The sequence below is a fragment of the Bacillus sp. X1(2014) genome (genome assembly GCF_007678255.1).
This window is the reverse complement of the sequence record NZ_VEED01000019.1, coordinates 22,992-43,492: the sequence shown is the minus strand read 5'-3', so window position 1 is coordinate 43,492 and position 20,501 is coordinate 22,992. Positions and strand designations below refer to the sequence as shown.

At 38.1% G+C, this 20,501-nt stretch carries 23 protein-coding genes; 17 read left to right on the top strand and 6 right to left on the bottom strand.

Going from position 1 to position 20,501, the window contains the following annotated elements; genetic code table 11:
- Positions 1-95 precede the first annotated feature (95 nt).
- The gene (locus FS608_RS31475) at positions 96-224 is read left to right on the top strand and encodes a hypothetical protein (protein WP_260871808.1); all 129 of its coding nucleotides are present in this window, start codon (positions 96-98) and stop codon (positions 222-224) included.
- A 67-nt stretch (positions 225-291) separates the two neighbouring features.
- Here the strand turns inward: FS608_RS31475 and FS608_RS24510 are convergent, their stop codons facing one another.
- Positions 292-513 (bottom strand): DeoR family transcriptional regulator, encoded by a 222-nt coding sequence (locus FS608_RS24510; protein ID WP_081825309.1) that lies wholly within the window; start codon positions 511-513, stop codon positions 292-294.
- Between the two features lie 446 nt (positions 514-959).
- Here FS608_RS24510 and dat point away from each other — a divergent pair, with 446 nt between their 5' ends.
- On the top strand, positions 960-1,832 hold the full coding sequence (gene dat, locus FS608_RS24505; RefSeq protein WP_144555181.1) for a D-amino-acid transaminase: 873 nt from the start codon (positions 960-962) through the stop codon (positions 1,830-1,832).
- Positions 1,833-1,873: 41 nt separating this feature from the next.
- On the opposite strand, the gene cysK is transcribed toward dat, so the two are convergent.
- The gene (gene cysK / locus FS608_RS24500) at positions 1,874-2,803 is read right to left on the bottom strand and encodes a cysteine synthase A (RefSeq protein WP_144555180.1); all 930 of its coding nucleotides are present in this window, start codon (positions 2,801-2,803) and stop codon (positions 1,874-1,876) included.
- Positions 2,804-2,971: 168 nt separating this feature from the next.
- Here cysK and thpR point away from each other — a divergent pair, with 168 nt between their 5' ends.
- From thpR to FS608_RS24480, 4 genes are all read left to right on the top strand, one after another.
- Positions 2,972-3,550: an RNA 2',3'-cyclic phosphodiesterase gene (thpR, locus tag FS608_RS24495; protein WP_144555178.1), complete on the top strand. Its 579-nt coding sequence runs from the start codon at positions 2,972-2,974 to the stop codon at positions 3,548-3,550.
- A gap of 20 nt (positions 3,551-3,570) precedes the next feature.
- Positions 3,571-4,554: a diacylglycerol/lipid kinase family protein gene (locus tag FS608_RS24490; protein WP_144555176.1), complete on the top strand. Its 984-nt coding sequence runs from the start codon at positions 3,571-3,573 to the stop codon at positions 4,552-4,554.
- Positions 4,541-6,673: a type I pullulanase gene (gene pulA, locus FS608_RS24485; RefSeq protein ID WP_144555174.1), complete on the top strand. Its 2,133-nt coding sequence runs from the start codon at positions 4,541-4,543 to the stop codon at positions 6,671-6,673. Before FS608_RS24490 ends, pulA begins: the two co-directional genes overlap by 14 nt.
- Before the next feature lie 216 nt (positions 6,674-6,889).
- Positions 6,890-7,663 (top strand): phosphotransferase family protein, encoded by a 774-nt coding sequence (locus FS608_RS24480; RefSeq protein ID WP_144555171.1) that lies wholly within the window; start codon positions 6,890-6,892, stop codon positions 7,661-7,663.
- Here the strand turns inward: FS608_RS24480 and FS608_RS24475 are convergent, their stop codons facing one another.
- On the bottom strand, positions 7,664-7,942 hold the full coding sequence (locus tag FS608_RS24475) for a YtzH-like family protein (protein WP_098574557.1): 279 nt from the start codon (positions 7,940-7,942) through the stop codon (positions 7,664-7,666).
- 166 nt (positions 7,943-8,108) lie between these two features.
- Between FS608_RS24475 and trmB the strand changes: the two genes are divergently transcribed.
- A complete protein-coding gene (gene trmB / locus FS608_RS24470; RefSeq protein WP_144555169.1) occupies positions 8,109-8,750 on the top strand; it encodes a tRNA (guanosine(46)-N7)-methyltransferase TrmB in 642 nt (213 codons plus the stop codon).
- Positions 8,751-8,847: 97 nt separating this feature from the next.
- A complete protein-coding gene (locus FS608_RS24465) occupies positions 8,848-9,690 on the top strand; it encodes a YtnP family quorum-quenching lactonase (RefSeq protein WP_144555167.1) in 843 nt (280 codons plus the stop codon).
- A gap of 41 nt (positions 9,691-9,731) precedes the next feature.
- Here FS608_RS24465 and FS608_RS24460 read toward each other — a convergent pair whose 3' ends face one another.
- Positions 9,732-10,061 (bottom strand): PepSY domain-containing protein, encoded by a 330-nt coding sequence (locus FS608_RS24460; RefSeq protein WP_144555165.1) that lies wholly within the window; start codon positions 10,059-10,061, stop codon positions 9,732-9,734.
- 180 nt (positions 10,062-10,241) lie between these two features.
- On the opposite strand from FS608_RS24460, the gene FS608_RS24455 reads away from it, so the two are divergent.
- On the top strand, positions 10,242-11,315 hold the full coding sequence (locus FS608_RS24455) for a M42 family metallopeptidase (protein ID WP_144555163.1): 1,074 nt from the start codon (positions 10,242-10,244) through the stop codon (positions 11,313-11,315).
- A gap of 1 nt (position 11,316) precedes the next feature.
- Here the strand turns inward: FS608_RS24455 and FS608_RS30930 are convergent, their stop codons facing one another.
- Complete coding sequence (locus FS608_RS30930) at positions 11,317-11,538, bottom strand: hypothetical protein (RefSeq protein WP_222127402.1); 222 nt, start codon at positions 11,536-11,538, stop codon at positions 11,317-11,319.
- Positions 11,539-11,567: 29 nt separating this feature from the next.
- Between FS608_RS30930 and FS608_RS24445 the strand changes: the two genes are divergently transcribed.
- From FS608_RS24445 to murC, 5 genes are all read left to right on the top strand, one after another.
- Positions 11,568-12,071 carry a DUF84 family protein gene (locus FS608_RS24445; RefSeq protein WP_144555162.1) on the top strand — a complete coding sequence of 168 codons (504 nt, stop codon included), beginning with the start codon at positions 11,568-11,570 and terminating at the stop codon, positions 12,069-12,071.
- A gap of 82 nt (positions 12,072-12,153) precedes the next feature.
- Entirely contained in the window at positions 12,154-12,468 is a 315-nt protein-coding gene (locus tag FS608_RS24440) for a thioredoxin family protein (RefSeq protein WP_144555160.1), read from the top strand.
- 182 nt (positions 12,469-12,650) lie between these two features.
- Complete coding sequence (locus FS608_RS24435; protein WP_144555243.1) at positions 12,651-13,439, top strand: DUF1444 domain-containing protein; 789 nt, start codon at positions 12,651-12,653, stop codon at positions 13,437-13,439.
- A 160-nt stretch (positions 13,440-13,599) separates the two neighbouring features.
- Positions 13,600-16,035 carry a DNA translocase FtsK gene (locus FS608_RS24430; RefSeq protein ID WP_144555159.1) on the top strand — a complete coding sequence of 812 codons (2,436 nt, stop codon included), beginning with the start codon at positions 13,600-13,602 and terminating at the stop codon, positions 16,033-16,035.
- Between the two features lie 231 nt (positions 16,036-16,266).
- Entirely contained in the window at positions 16,267-17,568 is a 1,302-nt protein-coding gene (gene murC / locus FS608_RS24425; protein WP_144555157.1) for a UDP-N-acetylmuramate--L-alanine ligase, read from the top strand.
- A gap of 40 nt (positions 17,569-17,608) precedes the next feature.
- Here murC and FS608_RS24420 read toward each other — a convergent pair whose 3' ends face one another.
- A complete protein-coding gene (locus FS608_RS24420) occupies positions 17,609-18,724 on the bottom strand; it encodes an aminopeptidase (RefSeq protein ID WP_144555156.1) in 1,116 nt (371 codons plus the stop codon).
- A 232-nt stretch (positions 18,725-18,956) separates the two neighbouring features.
- Between FS608_RS24420 and FS608_RS24415 the strand changes: the two genes are divergently transcribed.
- The 3 genes from FS608_RS24415 (at position 18,957) to ytxJ (ending at position 20,360) form a co-directional block, all read left to right on the top strand.
- Positions 18,957-19,418 carry a DUF948 domain-containing protein gene (locus FS608_RS24415; protein ID WP_144555155.1) on the top strand — a complete coding sequence of 154 codons (462 nt, stop codon included), beginning with the start codon at positions 18,957-18,959 and terminating at the stop codon, positions 19,416-19,418.
- 22 nt (positions 19,419-19,440) lie between these two features.
- Entirely contained in the window at positions 19,441-19,935 is a 495-nt protein-coding gene (locus tag FS608_RS24410; RefSeq protein WP_144555154.1) for a YtxH domain-containing protein, read from the top strand.
- 92 nt (positions 19,936-20,027) lie between these two features.
- The gene (gene ytxJ, locus FS608_RS24405; protein ID WP_144555153.1) at positions 20,028-20,360 is read left to right on the top strand and encodes a bacillithiol system redox-active protein YtxJ; all 333 of its coding nucleotides are present in this window, start codon (positions 20,028-20,030) and stop codon (positions 20,358-20,360) included.
- Positions 20,361-20,501: the final 141 nt, after the last annotated feature.

The following is a 20,501-nucleotide window of genomic DNA, read 5'->3' as shown; positions in this document are numbered from 1 at the left end:
AGGTTAAAAAATTAACCAAAAGAATTTTTTTTGGTTAAAGGAAACTTTGTTTGAAGTGGCGAATATAAATAAAGTAAATTAGGAGGATGATTCATATGTTCTTAACCCCTCGATTGCAGCGGAGAATTTTCATGTATTCATATGTTTTTAGAAAGCTCGGCATCTTAAGTGAACAAGAATATAATAAAATCACTAATTATGTACATGGCCAGCCTGATCAATAGACAAACAAAAAGCACCGAGAGAATCTCGTGTGCTTTTTTATGCTATCATGTTAAGTTACTTTTCGTGTTAAGAAGACATTTTAACTCTCTTTTGTGTAGTCGTCCATTTTCCGCGGCTTGGACTTATTACCAAGTCATTATAGGCTAAGACATTTAAATCTCGTTGTATGGTGCGAGGAGTGATACCAAATTCCTCTACAAGTTCCTGCGTTGTGACAGTTCCATTATTGCGAATAAACATGTAGATACATTTGATGCGGTTTAACATCCGGTTAGTCGAAGGTTTCAAAGAACCACTCCCTATCCTTTTTTCAAACCTATGGCTTAATCCCTCTACCGACAGCCTGTTTGAAGATTCCTCTTCAATAATATGTAGTTTTCTTTTCCGCGCAGACAACTCCTTTTTATGGATAATTACTGTGGATACGTAGATGTTGTCCATCTATCCTTATTGTACCCACAAAATCTGAAAATTTCCACCAATATACTTTATTTTACAAAATAATCTTCAAAAATTAACAAAAATTGTTCGGTTATTCGCCCTCCCTTGCAGTACTCTTACTATAGGTTATGGGCTATAATGTATGGATTATGACAAATTATTTGAATTTTTAGTTAAATTATTATTCTTGATTTTTCATAATAAAAAATCAAAGCTAAATTGATAATAGATTTAGAATAATGATATGGTTATTTTAGTACTGAATAAATAAAAAATAGAGGGGAAATGGGAGAATGAAATTTGCAATCTTGGATGGAAAAATAATTGAGCGAAAAGAGGCAAAGGTGGATGTAGAAGACCGTGGCTATCAATTTGGGGATGGAGTGTACGAGGTGATCCGTGTCTACAACGGAAAAATGTTCACAGTAACCGAACATTTAAATCGTTTAGTGAAAAGTTTAGATAGTATCGGAATCAAACTCCCATATACGATGGATCAATTAACAAATTTGCTGGAAGAATTGATTGAAAAAAATAACCTTCAATTAGGAACGATTTATATGCAAATTTCGAGAGGAGTCGCCCCTCGCAATCACGCCTTTCCAACAGAAAATGTGAGGCCAAGTCTTGTAGCTTATACGAAGGAAGTATCTAGGCCTTTAGAGAGTTTGAAGATAGGCGTAAGAACAATCGTTACAGATGATATACGCTGGCTGCGCTGTGATATAAAAAGTTTGAATTTGCTTGGCAATTTATTAGCAAAACAAAAAGCTGCCGAAGTGGAATGCTTTGAGGCAATTCAACATCGCAGCGGAGATGTGACCGAAGGAAGTTCATCAAATATCTATATAATTAAAAATGGCAAGGTAATCACTCATCAGTCGGATAACTTAATTTTAAAAGGAATTACAAAAGATGTAATTTTGCAAGTCTGCGAAAGAAATAACATTGTAGTTGAAGAACGAACATTTACACTTGATGAACTTATTAATGCTGAGGAAGTGTTCCTTTCAAGTACGACGGCAGAGGTAATGCCGATTATTGAAGTGGACGGGAAGCGTGTAAGGGATGGTTTGCCTGGTCCTGTCACCAAAAGACTGCAGGAATTCTTTGAGCAAGAAATTGAAAAACAATGCGGAGCCCTTAAGGACAAGATTCTTTTTTAGAAATGAAGACGTGAACACAGAAAGTGTCCACGTCTTTTTACTTAGAATTGGAATAGGTCACTGGATAAATACCTCTCCCCTGTATCGCAAGCAATACAAACAACGACATCATTAGGGGTTAAACGTTTGGCAACTTCTATCGCAGCAAAGCATGCCCCACCCGAGGATGGCCCGACAAGAAGACCTTCTTCTACAGCCAACCTGCGTGCAATATCATAGGCATCTTCATCATTGATTTGATGGATTTCATCATAGACATCCTGATTAAGAATATCTGGAATAAATCCTGGGCTTGTCCCAACAAGTTTGTGCTTGCCAGGTTTTCCGCCTGACAAAACAGGCGAGCCTTTTGGTTCCACGACGTGAACTGTTATATTTTCAAAATGTGCTTTTAATGTTTCTCCTGTACCCGTAATCGTTCCCCCTGTTCCGGCGGTGGCAACAAAGGCAGCAAGCGGTTTGCCGAGTTCGTTCATTGCTTCAATGATTTCTACAGCGGTAGTATGACGGTGTGCATCTGAGTTCGCATGATTTTCAAATTGCATAGGAACAAAGCTATTGGGAATCTCATTAGCTAATTCAAGGGCTTTTTTTATGGCCCCTGGCATTTTTTCATCCCCAGGTGTAAGGATAACTTCTGCACCGTATGCCCTTAAAATACTGATTCTTTCTTGTGTCATCGTATCAGGCATGACGATAATCGATTTATATCCACGTGCAGCGGCATTCATGGCAAGGCCAATGCCTGTATTTCCACTTGTCGGCTCGATAATAGTGGAACCTGTTATTAATTTTCCAGCCTTTTCAGCTTCTACAATCATATTATATGCTGCACGGTCTTTTACGCTCTTACTAGGATTAAAGTATTCCAACTTTAAATAAACCGATGCCCCATCCTTGGGTGCTAATCGATTTAGTTTAACGAGTGGTGTATCTCCGATTAGTTCAGCTATATTATTGACTACTTTCAAGAAGCCCGCGTCCCTTCTATCCTTTGAAGTTAATACCAAATAATTAGTTTCCTATCTAATAATAAATAAATATTAAGTCTTTGTAAAAAAATCCGCTAATTGTCTGTCTGCTAATAGATACATTTAGGACAAAATAGACTAGAATTATTTATAGAAGGGAACATAACTATGGAAAAACGATCCCATTATTTCTTTGCCGTAAGAATACCAGAGCATACGAAACAAGTAATGAGAAATCACATGGAAAAAATCAGGGAAATGATCCCATTTAGCCGATGGGTGCATTATCAGGATTTACATATTACCCTAGCGTTTCTTGGCGGTGCCCCACCTGATAAATTAACAGAAGCAGATAAAGACGTTAGAATTGCCCTTAGCGATGAGACTGCACTTACATTGAACATCAACAGACTTGGTTTTTTCGGTAGTGTTACTTCACCCCGTGTTTTCTGGGCCGATACAGAGGAAAGCACGCATTTACAAACCATCAGAAAAAAAGTATTTTCCGCCTGTGAACAGGTAGGGTTTCAACTGGAAACAAGACCATTTCGTCCCCATATTACTCTTGCGAGAAAATGGATGGGGGAACATCCTTTTCAAAACGAGATGCTTAAACTGTGGGAGGAACTCCAGCCTATGCCCCTTTCATTTGATGCTGTTGATGTGGTTCTATATCAAACACTCCTGAACAAAACACCAAAGTATGAAGCCATAAAAATATATCCTTTAACCATTACAAACACATAAAATAAATAAAGGTTGGTATTATGAAGCAAATTTACTTTATTATAAATCCTAAAGCGGGCAACGGTCATTGCTTTAAGATATGGGAAAGAGTGGAGCACCAACTAAAAGTTAATCATATAAAGTACCTTGCATTTTTTACTGAATCCCCTGGACATGCCAAGATTCTTGCAACACAAATCGCGGAAAAGAATTCTGAGCAAAAGATTGTTATTGCCGTGGGTGGAGATGGAACGATGCACGAGGTGATGAATGGGGCGGTCAATAATAATAACATTACACTTGGATTTGTTCCTGGTGGATCCGGAAATGACTTTTCTAGAGGCTTTCAAATTCCAGGAGATCCTGTTGAAGCTTTAGCCGTGATACTCCGTCTAGCAAAACATAAGGGTTTGCCAATCGATATTGGGAGAATAACATTGGCTGAATCAAATCAGTACTTTTTTATTAATAACATGGGTGCTGGATTTGATGCCATCATTTCCTATGAAGTGAATCAATCCCGGATGAAAGCCATATTAAATAAACTTTTGTTGGGCAGAATGGTTTATGTTTATTTTTTGCTAAAAAAATTATTTACTTATAAAACCTCAACAATTGATTTATCAATTGACGGAAAAAAGCATATATTTGAACAGACATGGTTTGTAACTGCTTCCAATCAACCCTATTATGGCGGTGGGATGAAAATTGCCCCTGCCGCTGAACCAGATGATGGCCTTTTTGACATTACCGTAGTCCATCAATTATCAAGATGGAAACTGCTGCTTGTTTTTATAAGTGTATTTTGGGGAAAGCACATCCATTTTAAAGAAGTGAAAACTTATACGGGCAGGAGTGTTTCCATCCATTCTCCAACAAACCTTTTTGTTCATGCCGATGGGGAGCATATTGGATTTACACCATTGAAGATAGACCTTCAAGCAAGCGCTCTGGAAGTGTTAACAAGAAGAAAACGTCCAAAAGAAGTGGAGATGAAAGAGAGGGACTCGAATGATTGCTACTGACCGAAATTTCTTTGCCTATCTAGATGAGATGAAGATCATTACGATTCTTCTTCCTCTTTCCTATCATCACGGATTATCATCCTCCTTTTCGATTACAAGTGATTTTCAAGAGCATCCATTGAAAATAATCGAGAAGGTGCAAATAGATAATAAAATGAAATATATTTGCGAATTTTCAAAGGATTATTCCTTTGAAAAACAATATGTGATTATCGATGAGCATGGAGGAAAAACAGACCTCCAAATTGGTGCCGTAATTCGAACAGAAGAATTTGACGAGAAATTTTATTATAACGGAAATGATCTCGGTATTACCTTTCAACCGGGGCTAACCCGGTTTAAGCTTTGGGCACCCACCGCTACCCAGGTTAAATTAAAGTTACGTCCGCCTAATAGCAGTTTTTCAGAAATCGTAAAAATGAGACGAGAAGATCGTGGTATATGGTCTGTTGCTATAAGCCGTGATATAGAGCTCTATCAATATAGCTTTCTTATCTTAGTCAATCAAGAATGGCGTGAGGCAGTGGATCCTTATGCAAAATCCGTGACTGTTAATGGTGAACTTGGTGTGATTGTAAGACTTGATAAAACCCAGCGACCGCGTCCTAACTTACCTGCCATTGAAAATTCAGTGGATGCCATCATATATGAGACCCACATAAGGGACTTAACGATTCATCCAAAAAGTGGTGTGAAGAATAAAGGTCTTTATCTTGGTGCTGGCGAGCAAAATACAAAAGGAATGGATGGGGAACCTACGGGGTTAGCGTATATTAAAGACTTGGGTGTTACCCATATTGAATTCCTGCCTTTTCATGATTTTGCTGGTGTGGATGAACTGCATCGAAATAAGGAATATAATTGGGGATACAATCCTCTTCATTTCAATGCCCCTGAAGGAAGCTATTCAACGAATCCTGCCAATCCATATTCAAGAATTATCGAATTAAAGCAGTTAATTGATCAAGTTCATAGTCTTGGCCTCAGAGTAATCATGGACGTGGTATATAATCATGTATATGTTCGTGAGACTTCCTCTTTTGAAAAGGTGGTTCCTGGTTATTATTTTCGTCATAACGAGATTGGACTTCCGTCAAATGGTACGGGGGTTGGAAATGATATTGCCTCGGAACGCAAGATGGTCAGAAAATATATCGTGGATTCAATTCAATATTGGTTGGAGGAATATCATATTGACGGATTTCGTTTTGATTTAATGGGGATCTTGGATGTGGAGACGATGAAAGAGGTAAGGAAAGTTTGCGATAGTCTTTCAAAAGGGACAATAATCATTGGCGAAGGCTGGAACCTCAACACACCACTTTCAACAGAGCAGAAAGCAACAATTGGAAACCAGGCAAAAATGCCACATATCGCTCAATTCAATGATAAATTTCGTGATTCTATCAAGGGAAGCTCATTCAACTTATTTGATAAAGGCTATGCCTTAGGTAATGATCATTACCTCGAGGCAGCTAATGAAGTCATGACTGGCAGCATCGGTTATACGAAACAGGGGCCGGGTACTTTTAATGAACCTTTTCAGTCATTAAATTATGTAGAATGTCATGATAATCACACGATGTGGGATAAACTTCTAGCATGTCTCCCCGATGCGGATGATTCTTTACGAATAAAGTATCATCGACTCGCCACAGCAATTGTTTTATTGTCTCAAGGAATCCCCTTTTTACACAGTGGCCAAGAGTTTTTTCGAACAAAAAAGGGGGAGGGGAATAGTTACCGTTCCTCTGATGAAATCAATCAACTGGACTGGGAAAGAAAAATTATTTATAAAGATAACGTAGAATATGTAAAAAGACTTATTCAAGTCCGTAAGAAATTTGCTTGTTTCCGAATGAGAACTTCTGCAGAAATCAGGTCAAATATTCAACAAATTCCATTAGCCTCACCCTTGTTGGGATATTGGTTTAAAGGTGATAATGAACTAATTTTATTAATCAATTCCACGACAAAAAAGCATAATATTACGTTACCAAAAGGGGATTGGTCAGTCTTAGTTGATCATAAAAATGCAGGGATTACTTCCAAGGGGATTTTTTATAGGGAAGAAATAAGTATCGAACCAGTATCCATAAATGTTTTGCTAAAAAAATAGTTTCTGCAGATATACTTGACGAAAAAAGGTAATCCGAGATAAAATTTAATAAGATGGCTATTGTGTGCAATGGTTTCAATAGCTTTTTTTTTATTTTAAAAAAATAAAAGCTGTTGATGAAACTGTGGTAATATAAGACCTTCCGGCAACGCAGGTTATACCTCTGATATAGGGGAATAAGCCCATAAGAACGGCATAAATTGAAGGTGAGCAATTTTGGATCATATACTAGGACAAGAGTGGGAAATTACCCCTGCTGGAGGCAAAACAGGTGAAGCCTTTTATGCAAAATATAAAGACCAAAGGCTTTTTTTGAAACGGAATTCGTCTCCGTTCCTTGCTGTACTCTCAGCAGAAGGCATTGTCCCAAAGCTTGTTTGGACAAAAAGGTTGGAAAGTGGAGATGTAATTACTGCACAGCAGTGGCTTCCCGGCAGAGAACTAAAGCCGTCAGAAATGAATCAAAAACTCGTTGCTAGACTGCTAAAGAAGATTCATTGCTCAGAGCCAATGTTGGGTATGTTAAGCCGGATAGAGACATCTCCTTTACATCCAGAGCCTATATTGCAATCGGTGGTAAACGAGTTAGATGAACAGGTACTTTCCTTGCCTGAAGTGCAAAATGCAATGAGCTTTTTAAAAAAGGAAGCATTAAATGTCTATTGCGATGAGAAAGTGGTTTGTCATGGAGATGTTAACCATAACAACTGGCTGCTTGCTGAAGACAACCAGTTGTATTTGATTGATTGGGATGGGGCAATGATCGCTGACCCCGCCATTGATCTAGGATTGCTCCTTTATTGGTATATTCCAAAAGAAAATTGGCAGGATTGGTTAAGCATGTACGGCAAAGAGCTGACCGATAACCTAAAGTTACGAATGAAATGGTATGTTACCATTCAGACGCTTTCTTCAATTCAATGGTATAAGAATAAAAATCGCTTGGAAGAAATGAACAAGTGGATAAAGTTCTTAGATGAAATTCGCTAATCAGGAAAATTGGTCAATATTACTTACCCAACTTGATAAGTTTGCTTGGTTAGATAAAATATGTTGATCCAAATCAGCTGTACCAACTCCATGGTGGCTGTACTGATATACTTCCTGTAAGATATTCTTAACATTTTGATCAACCTCTGTGTTTACCATTAGAGATTTCACTAATCGCTCTAATTGTTCACATTCTGCAACAGACCCGCAGCAATCGGTTTGATGATTGTTTAATATATCTTTTAATAAAGTGACTTGGTCATCATGACTTAATGGCATGAATGTACACCCTCTCAAGTGTTTTTTAAAAACAAGAATTCACACTGTTAGGTTGTGAATTCTTTTTTTGTTTATGCATGACCTTATTTTCCATTAAGTTAAACTTGTACTGAAAAATGGTGCATGATATATGTAACGAACAATATTATTTTTAGGAGTGTCATAAATGAGAGTTAGACATAAACCTTGGGCAAAGGAAAAAATCGAGCAGCATCCTCAATATATTGTTGCCAATCCTGAAGAATATAAAGGAAAATGGCATGAAGTTTTTAATAACGATCAACCGCTTCATATTGAAGTTGGTACAGGCAAAGGTCAATTTATTACGGAAATGGCAAGAGCTAATCCGACGATAAATTATATTGGTATTGAATTATACGATAGTGTTATCATTACTGCTTTAGAACGATTAATTGAAGCCGATTTACCAAACCTCAGGCTCCTTAATGTAAATGCGGTGGATTTGCCGAAATATTTTGCCAAAAATGATGTGGACCAGGTCTATTTGAACTTTTCTGATCCATGGCCAAAATACCGTCATAGAAAAAGAAGATTAACATATAAGGACTTCCTAAAGCTTTATGAGGATATTATGGTTGATGGTGGAGAAATCCATTTTAAAACAGACAACCAAGGGTTATTTGAACATTCTCTAATTAGCTTTTCGGAGTACGGATTATTATTAAAGTACATTAGTCTAGATCTTCATAAAAGTGATTATGAAGGAAACATCATGACAGAGTATGAAGAGAAATTTTCAGAAAAAGGAAGCCGTATTTATCGCTGCGAAGTAAAATATCAAAACTAACTTTTTCAGGACAGTTCATTATTGAGCTGTTCTTTTTATTTCTTCAAATATATACAAAATGTTAATATATAGAAAAGGAGCAAAGGGGGAAGTAGGGTTGCAAACAGTAAAAATTGGCGGTGTCACCATAACATGGTTATCTGGAGGTGTAACAAATTTAGATGGCGGTGCTATGTTTGGGGTTGTTCCGAAAGGAATGTGGTCGAAGAAATATCCCTCCAATGAAAGAAACCAAATTGAATTACCAACGGATCCGATGTTCATTCAAATGGATGGGAAAAATTTCTTAGTCGAAACGGGAATTGGTAAAGGGAAATTATCAGAAAAACAATTAAGAAATTTTGGTGTAACGAAAGAATCAGAGCTGGTTGAATCTTTAGCTAAGTTAGGTTTACACGCAGAAGATATCGATTACGTCTTGATGACTCATTTGCATTTTGACCATGCAGGGGGCCTGACAAAGCTAGAGAATGGACATTACGTTTCAGCCTTTCCTAATGCAAAAATCATTACCTCACAAGTAGAATGGGATGAAATGCGGAACCCTAATATACGCTCGAAAAATACATATTGGAAAGAAAATTGGGAAGCGATTGAAGCGCAGGTAGTTCCTTTTGAAGAAAAATGGAATTTAGGAGCGCTAACCATGGTTCATACCGGCGGTCATAGTAACGGACATTCAATCCTTATTATAGAGGACCGTGGAGAATTGTTGATTCATATGGCTGATCTGATGGCAACTCATGCTCACCAACCTGTATTATGGGTGATGGCTTATGATGACTATCCAATGACTTCGATTGCAGCCAAGGAAAAATGGCTTCCATACGGATTACATAACAACGCATGGTTTAGTTTTTATCATGATGCTTTTTACCGGGCAGTGAAATGGGATTCGGACGGCAAGCAAATTGTTGAAAGTATTAAAAGAGAAAATTAAGCAAAAAAATAGCCGTAACCTGTCAGGTACGGCTATTCTTACTATGAAACTAGATCGCTGGACAAAGAACGAACATCCAAAAGTGTACCTGTTTGGGCATCGGCAATGAATTCGAATTGCTCAGTTGTACCATCATTGTTTTTAGAAATGCCGCCTTTGTAGACGAGGTAATTGATGTGCTGCTTTTCATACGGCTCTGCTTCCATATGTATCCATGAACCATTGATTGGACCATTCTTGGTAAATTGCTTTTTTACTTGTTCTAATACTTTTTCTGCCGATACCTTAGTTTTACTATCGATGAATTCTTTGGCAGCATAACCGCTAATCATACCGACCGCTGCACCGAGGAGAAATGACTTCCAATTCATAAAGGACCTCCCAAAGATAAAAATTTGGAAAAGATAGGATTCTCTTCTCAGTATATCGTATTAATGGATAGGAACATACTATTACATGTATTAAATTCAAATGATGGAAAGAGAAACCAAAGTTCTGTAAAATTAAATATATACATAAATTAACCCGAGAAACCTAAAGGAGCTCAAAAAATGAACGATCAAACCTTAAAGCTTTTTCAAACATTAACAGAACTTCCCGGTGCTCCCGGAAATGAACATTTAGTCAGAAAATTTATGAGGGAACAATTATCTCAATTCTCAGATGAACTTGTTCAAGATAATCTTGGCAGTATTTTTGGGGTGAAAAGGGGAGCTGAAACGGGCCCTACTGTAATGGTAGCAGGTCATATGGATGAAGTAGGCTTCATGGTAACCGCGATTACAGAAAACGGAATGCTTCGCTTTCAGCCGCTTGGCGGCTGGTGGAGTCAAGTAATTCTTGCCCAGCGTGTTCAAGTGATGACCAATAACGGCCCAGTGATTGGGGTTGTTGGTTCGATACCGCCACATCTATTAGACGATGCAAAGCGGAATAAACCAATGGAAATTAAAAATATGCTGATCGATATCGGTGCAGACGACCGTGAGGATGCGAAACGGATAGGGATTAAGCCAGGGCAGGCAATTCTGCCAATTTGTCCATTTACACCAATGGCCAATCCGAAAAAAATATTAGCAAAAGCATGGGATAACCGCTACGGTTGTGGCTTAGCTATTGAGTTACTCCAGGAATTAAAAGACGAAACATTACCAAATACACTTTATTCAGGGGCAACGGTCCAAGAAGAAGTCGGGTTACGTGGTGCTCAAACTGCGGCTAATATGATTAATCCAGATATCTTTTTTGCACTCGACGCAAGTCCCGCTAATGATATGACGGGTGATAAGAATGAATTTGGCCAATTAGGGAAAGGGGCATTACTTCGAATCCTTGACCGGACAATGGTCACACATCGCGGGATGAGAGAGTTCGTCCTCGATACTGCTGAAACACATAAAATTCCGTACCAATATTTTGTTTCACAGGGCGGAACAGATGCCGGCCGGGTCCATCAATCAAATGAGGGTATTCCAAGTGCGGTTATTGGTATTTGTTCGCGTTATATTCATACCCATGCCTCGATTGTTCATGTAGATGATTATGCAGCTGCGAAAGAACTGATTGTTAAACTAGTCAAGGCTTGTGACAAAACAACGGTTGATACAATAAAAGCGAACAGTTAAGTTAATTTTTTAGGGGGCATTTTATGCTCCCTTTACTTTTTTGCTGTGTAAAACTAGTCTGTTGATTTCCGCTCCAGGCACTTCGCTTTCCGCGGGCGTTGCGGGGAGTCTCCTCGGCGCTCTTAGCGCCTGTGGGGTCTCCCCTGCCCCGTACTCCCGCAGGAGTCTTCGTGCCTTCCACTCCAATCAACAGAGTGCTAAAATCAACAGTTAACTTTAACACAGCCTACTTATTCAAAAGGAGTTATCATCATGAAAATTATTATTGGGTCAAAGAACCCTGCTAAAATTAATGCAGTGAAAAATTGTTTTACTGAGAACCATGAATTTGTTGACTTAGATATTCCATCAGGAGTTAACGAACAGCCGTTTTCTGATGATGAAACAATAAAAGGGGCCATAAACCGAGCAATTGGTGCCCTCCAACATGGAAATGGAGACATTGGAATTGGACTTGAGGGCGGTGTTCAAGAAACGAGTTACGGATTATTCATTTGTAACTGGGGGGCACTTGTATCCAATGATAGGGAACCGATTATTGCCGGAGGAGCAAGGATCCCTCTTCCGGAAGAAGTAGCAGTCAGATTAAGGGCAGGTGAAGAGCTCGGACCGGTTATGGAAGATTATGCGAAAAGTAAAAATGTAAGGAAACAAGAGGGAGCAGTTGGTATTTTTACTAACGGAATGGTGAATCGCTCTGAAATGTTTACTCATGTTATGAACCTATTAGTGGGACAATACAAAAGGAGCAGATGATTGGACTGAAAAGCAGTCTAACTGCTATGATTTCAGAAGAAAGCATTGAAAAGTGCAAAAGATTCTTACGGAGGCGTTGATTTTGAAGAATTTAGAGTCAGCAGAGCAATTTGAACAGCTTCGCGATCATGGAAAAACAATTTTCATGTTTTCAGCAGGCTGGTGTCCAGATTGTCGAGTTATTGAACCGATTTTACCAGAAATAGAATCCAAATTTAATGAGTATACATTTATTCATGTTGATCGAGATGAGTATATTGATATATGCCAGCAATTAGATGTCTTCGGAATTCCAAGCTTTATCGCATTCGAAAACGGAAACGAACTAGGCCGATTCGTAAGCAAAGACCGAAAAACACAAGAAGAAATAGAAAATTTTATCTCAGGTTTAAAATAATTTTTAATCACTGTTGATTGGAGCAGAAGGCACGCCCGCGGAAAGCGAGTGCCTGGAGCGGAAATCAACAGACTTGTTTCCAGAACCAAAAAATTATGAAGAACTCTCCATCACTTTGAGATGGAGGGTTTTTCATGTAAAATAGAAAAGCAGCTCCAAAAATGGAGGAATTCAAAATGAAAATGGATAGCAGAAAAATGAAAACCGAATTAGAGAGACGCCTGTCTCGTGAAAATCGGGTGATTTCTTATGATCGAGAGAAGGATCAACTGCGCTTTGAAAGTAAAGAGTCAGGAAAAGGAATAACAGTCGCTATACCTGGAATTATTGCGAAATGGCATATTCAAAAGGAAAAAGCCATCGATGAAGTCGTTTATTATATTGAAGAAGGTCTTCGTGCGATGGAGGACGCAATTCAGTTAACCGATCATGAGAAAAAAATCTTCCCCGTAATTCGCTCCTCATCCTTCCCAAAGGAAGCAGAAGAGGGAGTGCCATTTTTAATTGATGAGCACACAGCGGAAACAAAAATTTATTATGCCTATGATCAAGGCAATACCTATCGGTTAATCGACTCTCGTATCATGGCGAAAGAGGGTTGGGAAGCAACAAGAATTAAGGAAATTGCTTTATTTAATGCCAGATCCCTATCTACTCCATTAAAAGAGGATCAAGTCGCCGGCAACAGCTTTTACTTTTTAAACACAAATGATGGATACGATGCAAGCCGGATCTTAAATAAGGTGTTCTTAAATGAATTCGAAAAGAAGATAACGGGGACGATGGTGCTTGCTGTTCCACACCAGGATGTGTTAATTATTGCTGATATTCGTAATGATCGAGGATATGATGTAATGGCGCAGATGGCCATGAGTTTTTTTGCAAACGGTCATGTACCAATTACAGCTCTATCATTTTTATATGAAAATGGTGAATTAGAACCTATTTTTATTTTAGGAAAAAATAAATAATTAAAAATAGAAAAAGGATCACAGTCACAGTGATCTTTTTTCATTGATTGATTATTCAGAGTGTATTTTGCCTCATTTGAAAGAATTATGTCGAAAAAATCTAAAAAACTGATAAAATAAAGTGATAGATTTAAAGTAGTTAGTAGAAAGAGTGATAGTTTTGAGCTGGTTCCAAAACCTATTTCAAAAATTAAGAAAAGAAGATGATGATGATGATGAATTTGAAGGTTACATAATACATAAACAAGAAGGTCTGCCGTTTCTAAACAAAAATGAAAGTGTAAAGGATTTAGAGACAAAGGTGTCCTATCAATACCCAAAAGGCAGTAATCATCCTTTTCATCCGCCAAAACTTAAGGAAAAACCCAAGCCAAAAGAACAAACATTACGACAAAAAAGAAAAAATTCGCTGCCAGAACCGGATCAGAGAATCATTAGGGAAAAACCAGAAGTTAAAATGGTTAAACAGGAACCGCCTAAACTTAAAACAGAACCAACTAGTAAGAAGAGCGGTCCCTTCCAACCGACAGAAATTCCTTCTCCCGTTTTTGGGTTTAATCGGCCGAAGAATACGAAGAATGTTATCGAGCATGAATTAAGCCACTTTCTAGAAGAGGATGAAAAAAATCTGATTGAAAGTTTAACTCCTCCAGAAAGGGTGGCAACTGAAGTAGAAATCACTAAACAATCAGAAATTGAAATGGAAATCCTCAATGTGGAAACAACTCATGGAGAAATCGTTCAGAAAGAATTCATAGAACCACAGGATGGAGACTCATTTGAAGAGGTAAAAGAATTAATAGCAGCAACAAATGATGTGGAAGAGGATTTACCAGAATTCGAGGTTACATTAGAACCAGAGACCATTTTAGAACCAGATTCCGTTTCAGAACCAGAGTTCGTTTCAGAACTAGAGTCTTTCTCAGAACCTGAGATCATTCCAGAACCAGAAACTATATCTGAACCCACAGTACCAAAGCGTTCTCATTTGCCATTTAATGTGATGATGTTAAAACAAGATAAACAAAAATGGGAAGAGCGGAAGAGAAATAGGGTAGTGGAAGCACAAGTTATGCAGACACAAGAATATGTTCAGTCGGAAAAGAATAACCAAGTGATCGACCTAATCCCAAGAATAGAAGAGATCACCCAGGCTGAACCAGATGATAGTCATTATGTGTTCCCAACATCTAGTTTGCTAAACCCTCCTGTGACAGTGGGGAATGATACGAAATGGTTATTAGAGCAAGAAGAAATTTTAAACGAAACCTTACAAAACTTTAATGTCGGCGCCAGTGTTGTTAATGTAACACAAGGTCCTGCGGTTACTCGTTTTGAAGTTCAGCCGGAGCCAGGGGTTAAGGTAAACAAAATTACCAACCTAACTGATGATATAAAGCTAAGCCTTGCCGCAAGAGACATCAGGATGGAAGCTCCAATACCAGGAAAGCATACGATTGGGATTGAAGTACCAAACCAAAAGTCACGTCCTGTATTTATTAACGAAATTATTCAAAGCAGTACTTTCAAAGAATCTACCTCTCCCTTAACAGCCGTCCTTGGCCTGGATATTGCCGGAAAGCCGATTGTCACAGACTTGAAGAAAATGCCGCACGGTTTGATTGCTGGTGCGACAGGATCAGGGAAGAGTGTCTGCATTAACACTATTTTAGTTAGCTTACTTTTTAAAGCCAGCCCTGAAGACTTAAAGCTATTATTAATTGACCCAAAAATGGTCGAACTCGCACCATATAACCGTATTCCACATCTTGTCAGTCCTGTTATAACGGATGTTAAGGCAGCAACAGCTGCATTAAAATGGGCGGTTGAAGAAATGGAAAGACGTTACGAATTGTTTGCCCATACCGGTGTTCGTGACATTAATCGCTTTAATGAGCTGGCAATAAAGCATAAACAATATGCGGACAAACTTCCGTTTATTGTTATTATTATCGATGAGTTAGCCGATTTAATGATGATGTCCCCAGCAGATGTGGAAGAAGCTATTTGTAGAATAGCTCAAAAGGCAAGAGCATGTGGGATTCATTTAATTGTTGCCACACAAAGGCCATCTGTTGATGTAATCACGGGCTTAATTAAAGCCAATATTCCTACGCGAATTGCCTTTTCTGTTTCTTCTCAGGTGGATTCACGTACAATCATTGATATTAGTGGGGCAGAAAAGTTACTTGGCCGTGGTGATATGTTATTTTTAGAAAATGGTTCATCTAAACCTGTCCGTTTGCAAGGAACGTTTGTCTCGGATGAAGAAATTGATCTGGTTGTAGGTCATGTTAGGGAACAGCGCGAACCGGATTACTTGTTTGAGCAAGAAGAATTATTAAAAAAAGCTCAAGTAACGGAAACGGAAGATGAACTTTTTTATGAGGCCTGTGAGTTTATCATTGACCAGGGCGGAGCATCAACATCAAGTCTGCAAAGGCGTTTTAAAATAGGCTATAATCGTGCGGCTAGATTGATGGATATGCTTGAGACTAGTGGCTATATTACTAGTGCAAATGGAAGCAAAGCGCGTGAAGTATTAATTACCCATGCAGATTTAGAATCCATTTTAGAGGCTAATGCAAATAATTAATTGAGAGTATTCTTTCATTACAAGGATAAATAATATATAGTGAATAACTAGTCAGAATCTAAAGAATTTGTTTGCAAATAGTTTTTCGAGCTGATTAATGATATAATAATTAAATATGTTTTTTAGAGGTTATTGAAGTTATAGTGTACAATAGCCCTCTGTTTTCTTGTTAGCAAATACAGACAGATGTCATATACTGTTTTACAGATAGACGTTGTTGGAGGTTCTTCTATGACTATTTACCATTTTGTCGGTATAAAGGGGTCTGGAATGAGTGCACTCGCACAAGTTCTGCATGATATGAAATTTAAGGTGCAAGGCTCCGATGTCGAAAAGCGCTTTTTTACACAACTGGCCCTTGAGCAATCAGGGATTACCATTCTTCCTTTCCAAAAGGAGAATATCAAGCCAGGAATGACGATTATTGCAGGAAATGCTTTTCCAGATACACATGAGGAAATTCAAGAAGCGATGAAACTTGGGCTTCCTATTGTTCGTTACCATCGGTTTTTAGGTGACTTTATGCAAAACTTTACTAGTGTAGCAGTTACTGGTGCGCACGGAAAGACTTCTACAACAGGCTTACTTGCCCATGTAATTGAAGGAGCTAAGCCAACATCATTTTTAATTGGTGATGGGACAGGTAAAGGAAAAGAAGGCTCAGAATATTTCGTATTTGAAGCTTGTGAATACAGAAGGCACTTCTTGTCTTACTTTCCTGACTATGCGATTATGACGAATATTGATTTTGATCATCCTGATTATTTTGCAAATATTGATGATGTCTTTTCAGCGTTTCAAGAAATGGCAATTCAAGTGAAAAAAGGAATATTTGCCTATGGTGATGATGAACAGCTTCAGAAAATTCAGGCAAAAGTTCCCGTCTTGTTTTATGGTTTTGGCGAGGAAAATGACTATCAAGCAAAAAACCTTGTGAAGACAACTACTGGAACGACTTTTGATGTCTTCATTCGAAATACATTCTATGACACATTCACCATTCCAACCTTTGGCGATCATAGCGTATTAAACGCACTTGCCGTTATCGGTCTGTGTCATTATGAAGAAATTAGTGTAGAAGTAGTCAAGGACCAATTAATCACCTTCCAAGGTGTTAAGAGAAGATTTTCGGAAAAGAGAATCGGTTCCCAAATATTAATCGATGATTATGCCCATCATCCGACTGAAATTAAAGCAACGATTGATGCGGCAAAGCAAAAATATCCCGAGCGTAAAATTGTGGCTGTTTTCCAACCACATACCTTTTCACGCACTCAAGCGTTCCTTGAAGACTTTGCCAAAAGTTTAAGAGAAGCAGATAAAGCCTATTTATGTGAGATTTTTGGGTCTGCTCGTGAAAATCATGGAAAACTAACAATCAAGGATCTTCAGGCAAGAATTGAAGGTTCCGAAGTCATTACAGAAGAACATACTTCAGTATTAAATGACTATGACAATAGCGTCATTATTTTTATGGGTGCTGGAGATATTCAAAAATTCCAGGAATCCTACGAAAAACAGTTAGCGAATTAATAAAGAAAGGATGCCAGCAAGTAATTGGCATCCTTTCTTTTTATTTTAAGTTTTCGGGATTTAAAACATCTAACTCTGGAAGAACAAATAGGCCATCTTTTCGAATTAGAACATCGTCAAAATAGATTTCTCCACCGCCATACTCCGGCCGCTGAATGTTAACCATATCCCAGTGGATATTGGAATGGTTGCCATTAAAGGCATCATCATAACATTGCCCAGGTGTAAAATGGAAGCTGCCAGCAATTTTTTCATCGAACAAGATATCTTGCATTGGATTAAGGATGAACGGATTAACGCCAATGGCAAATTCTCCAATATAACGTGCACCCTCATCGGTATCGAAGATTTTATTAATCCGACTAGAATCATTTGAATCCGCTTCAACAATCTTCCCTTCTTTGAAGGTTAACTTCACATTTTCAAACGTAAACCCTTGGTATGGTGAAGGAGTGTTATACGTAATTACGCCATTGACTGAGTCACGTACAGGAGCCGTATAAACCTCACCGTCAGGAATATTTAATCGTCCCGCACATTTTATGGCTGGTATATCCTTAATGGAAAAGCTAAGGTCTGTTCCTGGACCTGTGATTCGAACTTTGTCTGTTCGATCCATTAGCTCTTTCAGACTGTCCATTGCTTTATCCATTTTTCCGTAATCGAGGTTACAAACATCAAAATAAAAGTCTTCGAATGCCTCGGTACTCATTTTAGCTAATTGAGCCATGGAAGAAGTTGGGTAGCGAAGGACAACCCATTTTGTCTTTGGAACACGAATGTCGCGATGAACTTTTTTACCTATCGTATTGCCATGGATTTTCATTTTATCGTCCGGGACATCGGATTGTTCACTGATGTTATCACCGGAACGAAGACCTATGTATGCATCCATTTTACTCATTACATTTGCTTCGAATTCGGCCATCATATTAAATTGCTCTTCTTGTGCTCCGAATAAGAGTGAGCGGTCTACCTGATGGTCCTTTAACAGCACAAAAGGGTACCCCCCGGCTAAGTAGGCTTCCTTTACGAGTGCGGTCACAAGCTCACGCTGCAGCCCAAAGTTCTCGATTAAAACCTTTTCTCCATTTTGAAGCTGGACCGAATAATTAATTAAGTTTTTTGCTAGTTTCTCAATACGTGGATCTTTCATTACTATACGCCTCCAACCAAAAATATATCCTTACTCACATATTGTAACCGAATCAAGCCTTAAAGTTGAAAAATAAAACATTTGTGAACATGTCGTTGAAAATTTTTTAGAAGAAAAGGCAGGAAAAGAGGACAAAAATATGGAAGTAGTATAAGATAATTAGCGAGGTTTATATCTATCCGTGATGGGATATACATATTGATAGGATTAAGGATTAAGGCGGAGGTGCACGATGCAAATAATTTTATACTTAAGCGTAGCCTTGATAGCAATCGCATTTTTTGTGCTTGTCATCTTTTTATCGACAACGCTCAAATCATTTCAAGTTACACTTACTAGTGTTTCAAAAACATTAACTGGATTAGAAAAACAGTTAGATGGTGTAACAGCTGAAACGACCCTACTTTTACAAAAAACAAACGCATTAGCAGATGATCTCAAAGAGAAAACGGAAAGTTTAACAAGTGTTGTTGATGCCGTCAAAGACGTGGGCACAACAGTCACTAAATTTAATGGAACACTAAAAAATATTACAAAATCAGTTGATAACCAGGTTGAGGAAAGCAAAGAGAAAATTTCGCAAATTGTGCAATGGAGTAATGTCTTTCTGGAATTAAAGGATAAATGGCAGGCAAGAAAGCATGAAAAAAATGAGATTAGCTTAAACCAGGGTAAGAAGATTAGATCACACTAGAAAATAGAGGAGGAATTTGAAGATGTCAAATAGGGATTTTGATTCAAGAGAGACGAATCAAGCTCGAAATGAAGAGTCATCCAATAGTTTTCTACTTGGTGCAATTATCGGAGGAGTAGTTGGTGCTGCTGCAGCACTCTTTCTGGCTCCCAAATCGGGAAAAGATCTTCGGAATAGGTTTAGTAACCAAGCTGGTTCCATTATTGATAAGACATCGACAATAAGAGAAAATGTAATAAGCAAAAGTAATGAATTAGTCTCTAAAAGTTCCTCCCTGTCCCAAGGGATTGTCCTGCAATCTACCGGACTATTGGATAAGGTAAAAGGAAAAATAACAAGTCAGAACGAACAGGTAAACGAATCAGAATCGAACTATATTCCGATTCAGCCCTTAAAAGAAAAAAGTAAAGCAAAGAAATCCATCGAAATTGGGACCGTAGACAGCAATGAAATAAGAAGAAAAATTGAAGAAGCAGAAAAGGCATTAGAAGAGGAAGAAAATAAGGTTAAACTTTAAAAATTGATGAGTTGAATCAGTTTATTTGTGATAGAAACGGTGGAGTGATAAAATTACTTCACCGTTTATTTCATTTTTGGAGGAATGTACACATGTTAGAGAAAATTGATACCGTAGAACAATTTGATGAAGTATTAAAAAAGGAGAGTAAGTTCTTTCTTTTAAAGCACAGTTTAACGTGTCCAATTAGCCATGCGGCTTACAAGGAATATGAAAAATTTGCAAATGAAAATCAGTCTGTACCTACTTATTTCCTAGCCGTCCAGGATTCTCGTCCATTATCTACTGAAGTGGCAGAAAAATTCCAAATCAAACATGAATCGCCGCAAACGATCCTATTTTCAAATGGGGAGCCATTATGGAATGCTTCTCACTGGAAAATTACAAGCCGTTCCTTAACAGGGGCCGTAGGTGAAAATCAATAAATCTATATTGGTTTCTTTAATGGACAAGCTGATTTCGTTCTATTATCACACAAAGTGCTTTAGTGCTTAAAAGCGTTTAACCATTAAAGAAAAAATTAGTGACAAATAAAAACATATCCGATATAATAAGCCTAATTATAA

Excerpts from the sequence above, each read along its gene's own strand:
- FS608_RS31475 (WP_260871808.1), top strand. The coding sequence starts at position 96 with ATGTTCTTAACCCCTCGATTGCAGCGGAGAATTTTCATGTATTCATAT.
- dat (WP_144555181.1), top strand. The coding sequence starts at position 960 with ATGAAATTTGCAATCTTGGATGGAAAAATAATTGAGCGAAAAGAGGCA.
- thpR (WP_144555178.1), top strand. The coding sequence starts at position 2,972 with ATGGAAAAACGATCCCATTATTTCTTTGCCGTAAGAATACCAGAGCAT.
- FS608_RS24490 (WP_144555176.1), top strand. The coding sequence starts at position 3,571 with ATGAAGCAAATTTACTTTATTATAAATCCTAAAGCGGGCAACGGTCAT.
- pulA (WP_144555174.1), top strand. The coding sequence starts at position 4,541 with ATGATTGCTACTGACCGAAATTTCTTTGCCTATCTAGATGAGATGAAG.
- FS608_RS24475 (WP_098574557.1), bottom strand. The coding sequence starts at position 7,942 with ATGCCATTAAGTCATGATGACCAAGTCACTTTATTAAAAGATATATTA.
- trmB (WP_144555169.1), top strand. The coding sequence starts at position 8,109 with ATGAGAGTTAGACATAAACCTTGGGCAAAGGAAAAAATCGAGCAGCAT.
- FS608_RS24460 (WP_144555165.1), bottom strand. The coding sequence starts at position 10,061 with ATGAATTGGAAGTCATTTCTCCTCGGTGCAGCGGTCGGTATGATTAGC.
- FS608_RS24455 (WP_144555163.1), top strand. The coding sequence starts at position 10,242 with ATGAACGATCAAACCTTAAAGCTTTTTCAAACATTAACAGAACTTCCC.
- FS608_RS24445 (WP_144555162.1), top strand. The coding sequence starts at position 11,568 with ATGAAAATTATTATTGGGTCAAAGAACCCTGCTAAAATTAATGCAGTG.
- FS608_RS24435 (WP_144555243.1), top strand. The coding sequence starts at position 12,651 with ATGGATAGCAGAAAAATGAAAACCGAATTAGAGAGACGCCTGTCTCGT.
- murC (WP_144555157.1), top strand. The coding sequence starts at position 16,267 with ATGACTATTTACCATTTTGTCGGTATAAAGGGGTCTGGAATGAGTGCA.
- FS608_RS24420 (WP_144555156.1), bottom strand. The coding sequence starts at position 18,724 with ATGAAAGATCCACGTATTGAGAAACTAGCAAAAAACTTAATTAATTAT.
- FS608_RS24415 (WP_144555155.1), top strand. The coding sequence starts at position 18,957 with ATGCAAATAATTTTATACTTAAGCGTAGCCTTGATAGCAATCGCATTT.
- FS608_RS24410 (WP_144555154.1), top strand. The coding sequence starts at position 19,441 with ATGTCAAATAGGGATTTTGATTCAAGAGAGACGAATCAAGCTCGAAAT.
- ytxJ (WP_144555153.1), top strand. The coding sequence starts at position 20,028 with ATGTTAGAGAAAATTGATACCGTAGAACAATTTGATGAAGTATTAAAA.